Raw genomic sequence first — 13,156 nt, 5'->3', positions numbered from 1 at the left:
ACACCGAGAGTAGCGGACTTCGGGGACGCCGCGAAACCGGTGCGGCTAAGACTCCAGCAGGGCTCGTTTCAGCGCGCTGACCAGCTCCTCCAGCACGGGTTCCGGCGCGCCGAAGGTGAGCCGGACGTGCGTGTCCGGAGCATGCAGGTCGGCGCCGCGGATCGCGGTGACTCCGTTGCGCAGCAAGGCTCGGTCGATGTCTTCCGGGGCAGCGCCGAGCCGGCCGCAATCGGCGAGCAGGAACGCGCCGCCGCCGGGGCGCACTGGTGCGGGGAGCCCGCTGGCCGCGATGCCGTCGCACACGAGGTCGCGCTTCCGCTGGTACGTCACGAGTTCGCGGTCGAGCCACTCGCGCGGTCCGGTGAGGGCGGCGGCCGCCGCGTGCTGTGCGACCGCGCCGCAGCAGACGGCTTCCCATTGCAGGCGGCGTTCCATCGCGTCGATGATTTCCGGCGGGGCCAGCACATAGCCGATCCGCCAGGTCGCCAGCGCGTAGTACTTGCTGAGGCTGGTGACGGTGATCAGGTGCGGCCACTCCCCGGCCGCTCCCTCGATCGGATGGTGTTCGTTCCGGTCATAGGCGAAGTGCCGCCACGAATCGTCGGAGATCACGACAAGGCCGTGGCGGGCGGCGAGGCCGACCACCGCGGCGATGGTTGCGGCATTGGGGAGGTAGCCGGTGGGATTGACCGGATTGCACAGGAGAATGGCGCGGCTGCGCGGGGTGACCGCGGCGGCCATGCGGTCGAGATCGAAGGTCCAGTCCTCTCGGGAGGGGACGTACGCGGGCACGGCGCCGGATTCGCGGATCGCCCCGTCGAAGAAGTACGCCGGGGTCGGCACGATCACCTCGTCGCCCGGCTCGAGGACGGTGCGCAGCACAAGGGAAAGCCCGTGCTGCGCGCCGTGTGTCACCAGCAGCCTTCGTTCGGGATCGATGCCGGGACCGAGTTCCGCGGCGATGGCCGACCGGAGTTCGGGAAGGCCCCGGCTGTCGCGCGGGTCGGGTTTGTCCATCGCCAGCCGGACGGCCTCGCGGACGTGTTCGGGCATCGGCAGGACCGGGGCTCCCACGAGCGGGAGCATCCGGACGCCGGTGCGGCGGGCCCGGTCGCGAGCGCTCAGCGCGCCCAGTGCCGGGACATCGCGAGAGGCGGGGAGAGTCCAGGAGGTCGAACTGCTTCGCGGCATACGAGCAGCTTCGCACATTGAGATATCAGTATCAACGGTAGATATCTTTGGAGGTCTCTGAAGATGTACCCGTGCCATATCAACCAGCAATACTGGTATTCTGAGTGGGTGTCCGACATCCACGACGTTCTCACCGGCACGCCGCACATCCCCGCGCTGCTGCTGGTCGGCCAGGACGAATCCGGCCTCGACCGGACCAGCCAGGCGTACCGGGCGATCCGCCGGCAGATCATCGATCTGACGCTGCGTCCCGGCAGCAGTTTCACCGAGACCTCGCTCGCGCAGCAGTGGCAGATCAGCAAGACGCCGGTGCGCGAGGCGCTGGCCCGGCTGCGCCGAGACGGTCTGGTCAGCGCGCTTCCGCGCGCGGGCTACCTCGTCAGCTCGATCACGTTGCAGGACACCGACGATCTCTGCGGCCTGCGTACGCTGCTGGCCGCAGAGGCGGCTGCCGAAGCGGCCCGCAACGGCATCTCGGTGCCCGCGATCGAGCGGCTCGAAGTGCTGTCGAAAATCGCATCGGACTACGTCCCGGGCGAGACGGCGCTCGACGACTGGCTGCCGGTCGGGATCGAATTCGAGGCCATCATGGCCCACTTCAGCGGCAACAGCCGGCTCGTCAAATCGCTCGTCGACGTCCTCGACGAACTGGAACGGGTGCTGCGGATGGTGTTGATGATCGCTCCGGACGTCGCGAGCCCGCCGGGTGAACTGCACGCGATTTTCGAGAGCCTGCGCGACCGTGACGCGGAGGGTGCGCGCTTCTCGATGCGGGCCCGGTGCGAGCGGGTGCGCCGTGACGTGCTCCAAGTGCTGACCAAGAGCACTTCGGTCAGCAGGGCGAACATCGAAATACCGCTGAATTGACCGGTGCGGTCCGGGGAGCACGGTCTCCCCGGACCGCTCCGCTCAGACCGCGGTCGGGAAGTGCAGGCTCGCCTCCTCTGGCGCCTCCGGCCAGCGGCTGGTCACCGCCTTGGCGCGGGTGTAGAAGGCGACGCCCTCGGGGCCGTGCATGTGGTGCGCGCCGAACAGGGACTGTTTCCAGCCGCCGAACGAGTAGAACGCCATCGGCACAGGGATCGGGACGTTCACGCCGATCATCCCGACCTGCACCGACCGCTGGAACTGCCGCGCCGCCCGGCCGCTGCCGGTGAAAATCGCGGTGCCGTTGGCCCAGTCGCTCGCGTTGATCAGGTCGATCGCCTCGGTCAGCGAATCGACGCGCACGACCACGAGCACCGGGCCGAAGATCTCGTCGCGGTAGACGCTCATCTCGGGGGTCACGCCGTCGAAAAGCGTTGGCCCGACGAAGAATCCGCTGTCCTCGACGGTGATATCTCTCCCGTCGACGACGAGTTCGGCACCCGCCGCGACCCCGGCGTCGAGGTAGCCCCGGACGCGCTCGAGTGCTTCCGGCGACACGACAGGTCCCATCTCAGACCCTGGTGCCAGCCCCGGACCGACCTTGATCGCACGGGCCTTTTCGCCGATCAGCTTGACCAGCGGCTCGGCCACGTCACCGACCGCGACGGCCACCGAAATCGCCATGCACCGCTGGCCCGCAGATCCGTACGCGGCGGAAACCAGGTGCTCGGCCGCGTTTTCGAGATCGGCGTCGGGCAGGACGACGGCGTGGTTCTTCGCGCCGCCGAGCGCCTGCACGCGCTTGCCGTTCGCGGTCGCGCGCTCGTGCACGTACCGCGCGATCGGGGTCGAGCCGACGAACGACACCGCGGCGACGTCCGGATGGTCCAGCAACGCGTCCACCGCGACCTTGTCGCCGTGCACGACGTTGAAGACGCCGTCGGGCAAACCGGCCTCGGCGTAGAGTTCGGCGACGAAGTTGGCCGCGGAAGGGTCGCGTTCGGACGGTTTGAGCACGAACGTATTGCCGGTCGCGATGGCGATCGGATGCATCCACATCGGGACCATGGCGGGAAAGTTGAAGGGCGTGATGCCCGCGCACACGCCGAGCGGCTGCCGGAAGGAAAACAGGTCGACGCCGGTCGAGACCTGGTCGGAGTACTCGCCTTTGAGCAGCTGCGGGATCCCGCAGGCGAAATCGATCACCTCCAGGCCGCGGACGAGTTCGCCCTTCGCGTCCTCGAAAACCTTGCCGTGTTCGGCGGAAACGATCCGTGCCAGGTCGTCGAGTCGGCTTTCGACCAACGTGCGGAACGCGAACATGAGCCGCGCCCGGCGCATGACCGAGGTGTCGGCCCAGTCCGGCGCCGCGATGCGCGCGGCTCGCACCGCGGCGTTGACGTCGGCCGGCTCGGCGAGCAGGACGTCGGCTTGGCGCTCGCCGGTAGCCGGGTTCCACACCGGCGCGGTCCGGGTCGAATGACCGGTGGTTTCCCGGCCGCCGATGCGGTGTCGGATGGTAGGGTGCACGAGGGAACTCGCCTTCTGGTCAGGGTTTCGGGCAGCACCGGACCCCGGTGCTGTGATCTGGCAAGGGTTTTCGCCGCGGGAAAGCTCAGACGATGAGGTCGCCGCCGTTGATGTCGATCGCGGCGCCGGTGATGTAGGCCGCTCGGTCGGACGCGAGGAACGCGACGAGTTCCGCGACCTCCCAGGGCATCCCGGCGCGCGGCACCGGGAACGAGCGGGTGGCTTCGCCGAGCGCGGCGGCGGAAAGCAGGCCGCGGACCATCGGGGTGTCGATCAGGCCGGGACAGACGGCGTTGACCGTGATCCCGTCCGGCCCGTAGTTCTTCGCGAGGTGCCGGGTGAGGCCGAGGACGCCGTGCTTGGCCGTCGTGTAGTGCGCGCCGCCCGCGGTGCTGATCGTTTTTCCCGCGGTAGAAGAGAAATTGACGATCCTGCCCCAGCCGCCGGCTCGCATCGCGGGCAGCGCGCGCTGGCAGCACAGGAACGTGCCGTGCACGCTGACCGCGAGCACCCGATTCCACTCGGCCTCGGTGATATCTTCAAATGCCGTCGGTGGTGCGATACCCGCCGCGTTGACGAGGATGTCGAGCCGGGTTTGTTCGGCCAGCACCGCGTCGAAAGCGCGGCCGACCCGAGCGGCATCCGTGATGTCCACCGCGATCGACCGGATCCGCTCCGCCGGAACCGCCAACGTCGCCGCCAGTTCCTCGGCGGCTGGCGCGGCGGGGTCGAACACCGTGACGGTCGCGCCCCGGCTGGCCAGCGCGTGCACTGTGGCCAGACCCATGCCGCTCGCGCCGCCGGTCACGATCGCGACCCGTCCGGCGAGTTCCCGGCTGTCCGTGCTGGTAGGAGCGCGGAGATCCTCGACGGCGGTCATGCGGCCGCCAGCAGACCGCGGACCCGGCCGAAAGCCGCGGCCGCCTGTTCGAGGTGCTCCCGCGTGTGCGAGGCCGAGACCTGCACGCGGATCCGCTCTTCACCCGCCGGGACGACCGGATGCGAGAGCGCGAAGACCAGGACGCCTTCCCGTCGCAGTGCCGCTGCCATATCAACGGCGAGCGTTCCGCCTCGCAGCATCACCGGGACGATCGGATGTTCGCCGGGCAGCACCTCGTACCCGAGATCCCGCAAGGCGCTGCGCAGCCAGGAAGTGTTGGCGGCCAGGCGTTCTCGCAGTTCTGGGCGGTGAATAGCGAGCCGGATCGCAGTCAGTGCGGCGGCCGCGAGCGGAGGTGCCATCGCGTTGGTGAAGACGTACGGCCGCGAAACCTGGCGCAGGGTTTCGGTGACCGCGCGCGGCCCGGCGACGAAGCCTCCGGCCGCGCCGCCGAGTGCCTTGCCGAGTGTTCCGGTGACGAGGTCGACCTCACCGGCAAGGCCGAAGTGCTCGGCAGTGCCGCCGCCGAGCACCCCGGTCGCGTGCGAATCGTCGACCAGCAGCACCGCGTCGTACCGCCGCGCCAGCTCGGCGAGCCGGGGGAGCGCGGCGAGGTCGCCGTCCATGCTGAACACGCCGTCGGTCACGATCAACCGGTGCCGTGCCTCCGTGCTCTCGGTGAGATATCGCTCCAGCTCGTTGAGATCCGAGTGGGCGTAGACGCGCCGCTGGGCCTGCGACAGCCGGATGCCGTCGATCAGGCTGGCATGGTTGAGCGCGTCGCTGAAGATCACGTCGTCCGGGCCGAGCAGGGCGGCGAAGACACCGAGGTTCGCGTCGAAGCACGAGCCGTACAACACGGCGTCCTCGGTGCCGACCAGCTCGGCGATGGCCGTCTCGAGTGCACTGTGGACACTTCGGGTACCGCAGAGCACTCGGCCCGCGGCCACGCCGAGTCCTTGATCGCGCATCGCTTCCCGGGCCGCGGCAAGGACTTCCGGGGATCCGGCGAGGCCGAGATAGTCGTTCGAAGCGAGATTGACCAGGAGTTCGCCGTCCAAGCTCAACGTCGGTCCCTGCGCACCGGAGACCACTAGGTCGCGCCGAGGCGGGCGGCCCTCGAGTTCGGTGCGGAGCCGGTCCAGCAACGCCGTGTTCACGCGGTGTCTCCGATCCATCCGGCGCAGGACACGACCTCGAATCCTCGGCTGGGAAAGACTTTGTCCAGCAGGAAGTCGTTGACCGCCGGATCGCTGTCGGCGCATCCGTCGCGCAGCACGGTCACCGGGTAACCGCGATCCGCCGCGTCGTAGCACGTGGCGGTGACCATCGCGCTGGTCGCCACCCCGGCGACCGCCAGGTCACGGACGCCCCGAGCGCGGAGCACGAGGTCGAGGTCCGTGCCCGCGAACGCGCTGGCGCGGCGTTTCAGGACGACGACGTCCTCCTCGGACACCGGTAACGCCAGTTCGGTGCCCGGCGAGCCCTCGTGGAACGCATCGCCGGCGTCGAAGAACGACCGGTAGAGCGCGCCGTCGGGCAGGTCGGTCCCGTTGTCCCGCATGGCGAAGTGCACGAAGACGACGAGCGCCCCGGCTTTCCGGGCGCGCGGCAGCAGCCCGGTGAGCGGTGCCACGACCTGGCGGGCGAACGGGTAGCCGTCCGTGATGCCCCGCTGGATGTCGCCGACGATCAGTGCAGTGGTCATGAAAGGTTCCCGTCCAGTCGTTCCATCCGCCGCCCCGTGGTGAGCAGGGCGACCAGTCCTGCCGTCATGATGATCGCGATCGCCAGCAGCGCACAGGTGAAACTGCCGGTCGCCGACGCGACCGCGCCGGTGAAGTACGGCCCGATGAACCCGCTGAGGTTGCTGACCGAGTTGATCAGCGCGATCCCGGACGCTGCGGCCGCGCCGGTCAGCCCGATCGCCGGGATCCGCCAGAACTGCGGCATCGCGGTGAGAATCCCGGAAACGCTCAGGCAGACCGCGATGACGAACAGCGTGCCGCTGCTGGTCAACGTCGCCAGCAGCAGGCCGACAATACCGAGCGCCATTGGTATGGCAGTGGCCGTCACTGCTGTACGCCGGGCCGCGAAACGAGCCCATACCAGCAGCGCCAGCAACGCCACCGCGTAGGGAATCGCGGACAACAGCACGCTGCTGACGTCTCCCGCGCCGCCGATGCTGTGCGTGATGGACCGCAGCATCGTCGGCAGGAAGAACTGGAGCGGGTAGAGCCCGAACGCGATGGCGAACCAGGTCACGGCCATGATCCAGACCCGGCGGCTGGTCAGTGCCTCGCGCAGGCCGGAAAGCGCGCCGTGGGCCCGGTGTTCCTCGGCTTCCGCGGCCAGCGTCGCCTCGATCGCGGCCTTCTCGTCGTCGTCGAGCCAGCGCGCGGTCGCGGGGCGGTCGGGAAGGAAGACGAAGACCAGGATGCTGACCACCACCGTCAGCAGTCCCTCGACCAGGAACAACGACCGCCAGCCCGCGATGCCGAACAGTTGCTGGCCCCATTCGAGCAGCGCGGCGGCCAGCGGCGAGCCGATGATCGAGGACACCGGTGTCATCAGGAAGAACGCCGACAACGCCCAGGAACGCTGGCGGCGCGGGAACCACAACGTCAGGTAGAGCAGGATCCCGGCGGCGAGCCCGGCCTCGGCGAACCCGAGCAGCAGCCGGGCCAGATACAGCGTCGCGGCCGAGTTCACCGCCGAGGTGGCCGCGGTGACCAGGCCCCAGGTGATCATGATGCGCGCGATCCATTTGCGCGCGCCGAACCGCCGCAGCGCCAGGTTGCTCGGCACCTCGACCAGGATGTAGCCGATGAAGAACAGTCCGGCGGCGAGCCCGATCTGGCCGGTGCTCAAGTGCAGGTCGCGGGACATCGGGGCGGCGAGGTAGCCGACGTTGGCGCGGTCGATGTAGCTCGCCACGTAGGCGAGGCCGACCAGCGGGATGATCCGGATGCCCGCTTTCCGCCAGGTGCGCGGAGCGACGCTGCTCCGGCCGGCGGCGACATGGGAACTCATGGCGAAGTCCGATCTGTCGGGGAATGGGAGTGGTGGTGCGTCAGCGCGCCTTGCCGCGTGCGGCGGCGGTGGCGGCCAGGTCGATCCCCCCGTCGTCGATGACGACGCCGTAGTCCCGTTCGGCTCCCTCGCGGGTGACCTTGCCGTCCAGGACGTCTTCGAGCACCCGTTCCGGCTCACGGCCGAACGGGTGTCCGTGACCGCCCCCGCCTGCGGTCACGTGCCGGTGCCGGGTTCCGGCGGTCATGGCGAAATGCGGTTTGGACTCCAACACGCGTTCGCCCGGGCCGCCTTGGTCGAGGACGTTGAGCGACGGAGTCCCCGGCGCGCCGCCGGACAGCCCGTACGGCAGGAACTTCCGCCGGTCGGACCGGATCTGCACGCTGGCCTCGGGAGCCAGCAGCGTCATGTCGCGGAACGTCGCGAGGCCGCCGCGCCAGCGTCCCGCGCCGCCGCTGTCGGGCAGGTAGCCGTAGCCGTCGATGCGGAGATGGCCGGAGCGTTCGAGTTCCTCGACCGGGGTGTTGGTCAGGTTCGCGCCCAGCGAGCTGATCCCGTCGACGCCGTCGCGGTCGGGCCGGGCGCCCCACGCGCCGGCGAGCGGATCCCACAGCACCATGGATTCGCCGTCCGGGCCGACGAGTCCGATCGCGATGCCGTCCGGACCCCCCTCGCCCGCGGCGGGCACCCGGTCCGGGAACACCGGTGCGAGCGCGCCGAGCACCGCGTCGATGATCCGGAAGCCGACCAGTCCGCGTGCCCCGCGAGCGGCCGGGCGCTGTCCATTGAGGATGGACGCCGGCGGGATGACGAAACTGAACGGCCGATAGAAGCCGCTGTTCGCCGGGATGTCGGAGGCGAGGACGCCTTGCAGTGCGGCGTAGGCGGCGGAGCGGGTGAACGATTCGGTCGCGTTGAGCGCGGAGCCGACCTGCGGCGAGGAACCGGTGAAGTCGAGTTCGATTCCGGATTCCGACAGGGTCGCTTTGACGCGGATCGGGATCGGCCCGGAGCCGAGTCCGTCGTCGTCGATGTGATCGGTGAACTCGTACGTGCCGGGAACGGCTTCGGCGAGTGCGGCGCGCAGGAGGGTTTCGGAGTAGTCGAGCAGTTCGTCGATCAGCTCGGAGAGCCGGTCGACGCCGTGGCGAGCGGCGAGGGCGCGCAGTCCTTCGGCTCCGGTGTGGCAGGCGGCCAGCTGGGATTCCAGGTCGCCGCGCAGGAGTTCTGGTTCGCGGACGTTGCGCAGCAGCACGCGCAGGAAGGTTTCGTTCGTGGTGCCCGCGTCGATCAGCCGCGAGGGTGGGATCTGAATTCCCTCGGCAAAGATATTAGTGGACTGGACTGCCATCGACCCGGCCGCCCAGCCGCCGACATCGGTGTGGTTGACGACGGTGACCGCGAACCCGAGCAGCGTTTCCCCGCCGAACACCGGGGAAACCGCGAAGATGTCCGGCAGGTGCATGCCGCCGAGCGACGGGTCGTTGAGCAGGTAAAGGTCGCCGGGCGCCACCGAATCGCCGAACTCGGCGAGGATCGCTTCCATCGCGTCCGGAATGGACCCGAGGTGCACCGGAAGCGTGTTCGCCTGGGCGATCACCCGGCCGCGGGCGTCGCACAGCGCGGCGGAGAAGTCCATGCTGGACGCGACGAGCTGCGAATGCGCGGTGCGCAGGACGGTGATCGCCATTTCGTCGGCGATCCCGGTGACGGCGTTGCGGAAGACCTCGAACGTCACGGCGTCGCGGATCATGCGGCACTCCAGGTGATCACGATGTTGTTGAACCGGTCGCGGTGCGCCTGCGCACCGGGCGGGACGAGGGTGGTGGCGTCCATGTCCTCGATGATCATCGGTCCGGGCGCCGGGGTGGAGCCGAGCGCGGCGCGGGTGATGACAGGAGCGGAAACTGTTTCGGCGAAACGACATTCCCGGGTCGATGGTGCCTTGCTCTCGGACTCGGGGAGAGCCAGCACGTCCGAAATGGACACTGGAGTGGGCTGCCTTCCGCGCACCCGGAGGTTCACCGGCTCGACCAGGTCGTCGGTACCCGCTCGGCCGTAGGTGCGCTTGTGTTCGGCGTGGAACCGGACGCGGGTCTCGGCGAGCAGTTCCTCGGTGAGCTCGCCGTCGGGAACACGAATGCGTAGTTCGAAGCGCTGTCCGCGGTAGCGCATGTCCAGCAGGCGGTCCACGATCGCGTCCTCGCCGAGTTCCTCGCGGACCTTTTCGGACAGTCGCGCGAATTCCTCGGCGAGCGCTGGTATCTCAGCGAATTCGGCGCGGTACGGGGAGAGCTCGTGCCGTTCGGTGTCGGCGACGAGCAGGCCGAGGCTGCTGAAGAGTCCGGGGTGCACCGGCACGAGCACGGTGTCGATGCCCAGTTCGCGGGCCAGCGCGGCGGCGTACAGCGGGCCGGCGCCGCCGAACGCGACCATCGTGGCTTCGCGCGGATCCCTGCCGCGTTCGCTGGTGACCGCTTTGACCGCGGTTGTCATACTAGAGACGGCTACCTGATATGCCCCGCGTGCGGCCCCTGGGATGTCTTCGCCGAGCTGTTCGGCCACTGTGGACAGTGCTTTTTCGGCGAGGTCCGGATGGATCGCGACGCGCCCGCCTGCCAGGGACTGCGGGCTGAGATATCCGAGCGTGACGTTGGCATCCGTCAGGGTCGGCAGTTCGCCGCCCTGGCCGTAGCAGGCCGGCCCCGGCCGGGACCCGGCGCTCGCCGGTCCGACGTGGAGCGCACCCGCGGAGTCGACGGAGATGATGCTGCCGCCGCCGGACCCGACCTCGGCGATGTCGATCGACGGTGCCCGCACCGGGTAGCCCGCCCCGGAACTGAGCCCGCGTGCCACGTTCATCCCGCCGCCGACCTCGTAGTCCGCGGAGACGAACGGTTCCCCGTGCTCGATCAGCGAGGCCTTCGCCGTGGTGCCGCCCATGTCGAAGGCGACCACTGTGGACAGTCCGATCAGCTGCCCGAGCTTTTGCACCGCGGTGACCCCGGCGGCTGGGCCGGACTCGATGATCTGCACCGGCCGTCGCACGACCGAAGCCGCATCGAGCAGGCCCCCGCTGGACTGCATGACCAGCAGCGGCGCACGGACGTTCTCGGCGCGCAGTCCCGCTTCCAGCCTGGTGAGGTAACCGTGCACCGCCGGGCCCACGTAAGCGTTGACGGCCGCGGTGCTGGTGCGTTCGAATTCGTGTGGCTGCGGAGAAACGTCGACTGATGCGGTGACGTAGACCTCGGGCAGCTCGGTGCGCAGCAACTCGGCGACCCGCCGTTCCTCGTCCGGCCGGATGTAGGAATTGAGCAGGCACACGGCGACCGCTTCGATGCCGTCCGCGCGCAATCGCCCGGCCAGCGCACGGACCTCGTCCGCGTCGGCCGAGGGGGAGAGCTGCCCGTCGGCGGTGATGCGCTGGTCGAGTTCGTAGCGATTCCTCCGGCGCGCCAACGGTTCCGGCTTCGACCAGGACAGGTCGTAGAGCGACGGACGCCGCAGCCGCCCGATCTCCAGCACGTCGCGGAAGCCGCGGGTGGTGACCACCGCGGTCCGGACTCCGCTCATCGACAGGATCGCGTTGGTGGCCACCGTGGTGCCGTGCAGCATCGCGACGACCGACTCCGCCTCCGTCCCGGCGGCCGACAGCACCGCGGTCGTCGCCGTCACCACGCCCTCGCCGTACTCGGGCGGGGTCGACGGCACCTTCATCGGGACGACCTCGCCTGCCGGGCCCAGCGCGATGACGTCGGTGAACGTACCGCCGATGTCGGCGCCGACCCGCCAGCCGGCCGGTTGAGGATCGTGACTGCGAGGCACTGCGATCTCCTTCGTTCAGCGAGCGACTGGGATCACAGTAAGTGTGCGTTGAGATATCAGCAAGGAGCAGTTGCCATTTTTTAATTCAGAACTGGTAGTAGCAGGAGGCGGCGGGTCGGGGGTTGCGGTGCGGTTCAGTGCGTGGACCTGCGGGTTCGGCCGGGCGGGATGGTGCGGGAGAGGTGATGTCCGGGTTTCGGCCGCGGCAGTCGCCCGACGCGAGGTGCGGCGCGGCTGGGATGCGAGGGGGTTCGGCGGTGTGAGGTGGGGCCCGGCGAGGACGTGCGGTGGGGCTCGGCGGGGAAGCGAGGGGGTGCGGCGGGGATGCGGTGCGGAGGCGAGGTGGGGTGCGACGAGGTCGCGATGTGGCGTGCGGCGGGGAGGTGCGGTGGGGCGCGACAGGGATGTGAGGCGGGGTCGGACGGGGTGCGAGGTGCGGCTCGGCGGAGACCTGAGGGTGGGTTCGGTGGGTTGCGAGGTGGGTTCGGCGGGTTGCGAGGTGGGGTCGGGCGGGGTGGGAGGTGCGGCTCGGCGGGGACGCGAGGCGGCGTGCGGCGCGGAGGCGAGGCGGGGGGGCGAGGTGGGGGGCGAGGTGGGGTTCGGCGGGGTCGCGATGTGGCGTGCGGCGGGGAGGCGCGGTGGGGCGCGACAGGGATGTGAGGTGGGGTGCGGCGGGGGTCGCGAGGCGGGGCGCGGCGAGGTCGTCGGGTGCGACTCGGCGGGGCGCGAGGTGCGGCGCGATACGGCCGGGTAGCGCGGAGCTGGCGGAAGAATTCGGTCGGCGGAGGGCGTGCTCTGCCTGTGCTCTGCCTGTGCCGAGCGTGCTTCCGCGCGGCCTTGGTCGCGGGAGACTTTAGGGGGGTCGCCGGACGGTACGTGCCAGGCGGTGCACCACGCCGTTTCTTCCGCGGGGCCGTACTCGTTCGCCAGTCGCGCGGCGGGCATCTGCCGCCGGACGCGGCGCAAAGTGGGTCGGAGTTCTGGTTCCCCGCGGGTTGTCGTGGTTATGCGTCAAGGGCGAGCAGCGCGCCGAGCAGTTCCTCCGGCGTTTCGACCTGCGGCAAATGCCCGGTACGAGGAAGCACAGTAAAGGTCGAACCCGGGATCGCCGCGGCATAGGCCTCGCCGTACCCAGGATCGGCGATGCGGTCGCTTTCGCCCCACAGGACGTGGACGGGGATGTCCGCTTTGCCCAGTCGCTCGGCCAGTGTCGGGTCGGTCATCGCCGGGCCGGTGTAACCCACCAGTGCCAGCACGTCGGGGCTCGGGCCGGTGCTCCCGGCGGGCGGTACCGGGGCCTTTGACGGGTCGTGGAACGAGAACTGCTGGATTTCGGCGACGGTCTTGCCGCGGACGTCGGCCAGCGGGTGTCCGGCGGCTTCGATGCCGATGCCGTCCACGATCACTGCGCGGCTGACGCGCGGGCTGTGCAGCAGGGCGATTTCCGCGGCCAGCCAGCCGCCGAAGGAGTTGCCGAGCACGGTCACGTTCGAGGCGTCTAGGTGCTCTAGCAGGGCGACGTACGCCTTGGCCAGTGCGGTGACGTCGGTGAGTTCAGCCGCTTTCGGGGTGCCGTTGAAACCGGGGTGGGTGGGGAGCAGGACGCGCGAGTGGGTGCGTTCGGCCAGCAGGTCAGCGAAGCCGGTCATAGTCGCGACGCCGCCTCCGCCGTGTAGCAGCAGGAACGTCCGGGTGCGGTCGTGGACGGTGAGTTCGACCGGTCCGGCCGAGGCGATCTGGAGTGTCTCCGAGGAAGTCATATCAGGAACCTTATATAAGGAAACTTAGATAAGCAACCTGTTTCGGAACGGGGTAGGCTCCCCGGTC

10 protein-coding genes are annotated in these 13,156 nt (G+C 69.5%); 1 reads left to right on the top strand and 9 read right to left on the bottom strand.

Annotation, left to right across the window (positions count from 1 at the left end; all coding sequences use genetic code 11):
- Positions 1–45: 45 nt before the first annotated feature.
- Positions 46–1,191, bottom strand: a complete 1,146-nt coding sequence (locus tag EIZ44_RS13265) for a pyridoxal phosphate-dependent aminotransferase (protein WP_037817856.1) — start codon at positions 1,189–1,191, stop codon at positions 46–48.
- A gap of 108 nt (positions 1,192–1,299) precedes the next feature.
- On the opposite strand from EIZ44_RS13265, the gene EIZ44_RS13260 reads away from it, so the two are divergent.
- Entirely contained in the window at positions 1,300–2,058 is a 759-nt protein-coding gene (locus EIZ44_RS13260; RefSeq protein ID WP_037817858.1) for a GntR family transcriptional regulator, read from the top strand.
- Between the two features lie 42 nt (positions 2,059–2,100).
- On the opposite strand, the gene EIZ44_RS13255 is transcribed toward EIZ44_RS13260, so the two are convergent.
- The 8 genes from EIZ44_RS13255 to EIZ44_RS13220 all read right to left on the bottom strand — a co-directional run bounded on the left by EIZ44_RS13255 (position 2,101) and on the right by EIZ44_RS13220 (position 13,089).
- Positions 2,101–3,588 (bottom strand): CoA-acylating methylmalonate-semialdehyde dehydrogenase, encoded by a 1,488-nt coding sequence (locus EIZ44_RS13255; RefSeq protein WP_037817860.1) that lies wholly within the window; start codon positions 3,586–3,588, stop codon positions 2,101–2,103.
- Positions 3,589–3,673: 85 nt separating this feature from the next.
- Positions 3,674–4,468 (bottom strand): SDR family oxidoreductase, encoded by a 795-nt coding sequence (locus EIZ44_RS13250; protein WP_134728809.1) that lies wholly within the window; start codon positions 4,466–4,468, stop codon positions 3,674–3,676.
- Positions 4,465–5,646 (bottom strand): glycine C-acetyltransferase, encoded by a 1,182-nt coding sequence (locus EIZ44_RS13245; RefSeq protein ID WP_240691286.1) that lies wholly within the window; start codon positions 5,644–5,646, stop codon positions 4,465–4,467. Before EIZ44_RS13245 ends, EIZ44_RS13250 begins: the two co-directional genes overlap by 4 nt.
- Positions 5,625–6,176 carry a cysteine hydrolase family protein gene (locus EIZ44_RS13240; protein WP_134728807.1) on the bottom strand — a complete coding sequence of 184 codons (552 nt, stop codon included), beginning with the start codon at positions 6,174–6,176 and terminating at the stop codon, positions 5,625–5,627. Before EIZ44_RS13240 ends, EIZ44_RS13245 begins: the two co-directional genes overlap by 22 nt.
- Entirely contained in the window at positions 6,173–7,501 is a 1,329-nt protein-coding gene (locus EIZ44_RS13235) for an MFS transporter (protein WP_134728805.1), read from the bottom strand. Before EIZ44_RS13235 ends, EIZ44_RS13240 begins: the two co-directional genes overlap by 4 nt.
- Before the next feature lie 40 nt (positions 7,502–7,541).
- A complete protein-coding gene (locus EIZ44_RS13230) occupies positions 7,542–9,254 on the bottom strand; it encodes a hydantoinase B/oxoprolinase family protein (RefSeq protein WP_134728803.1) in 1,713 nt (570 codons plus the stop codon).
- Entirely contained in the window at positions 9,251–11,329 is a 2,079-nt protein-coding gene (locus EIZ44_RS13225; RefSeq protein ID WP_134728801.1) for a hydantoinase/oxoprolinase family protein, read from the bottom strand. Before EIZ44_RS13225 ends, EIZ44_RS13230 begins: the two co-directional genes overlap by 4 nt.
- A gap of 1,004 nt (positions 11,330–12,333) precedes the next feature.
- Complete coding sequence (locus EIZ44_RS13220; protein ID WP_134664841.1) at positions 12,334–13,089, bottom strand: alpha/beta fold hydrolase; 756 nt, start codon at positions 13,087–13,089, stop codon at positions 12,334–12,336.
- Between the last annotated feature and the right edge of the window lie 67 nt (positions 13,090–13,156).

Origin of the sequence: Amycolatopsis nivea (genome assembly GCF_004522235.1) — a bacterium.
GTDB classification, from domain to species: Bacteria; Actinomycetota; Actinomycetes; order Mycobacteriales; family Pseudonocardiaceae; genus Amycolatopsis; species Amycolatopsis nivea.
This window is presented reverse-complemented; position numbering and strand designations above follow the sequence as displayed.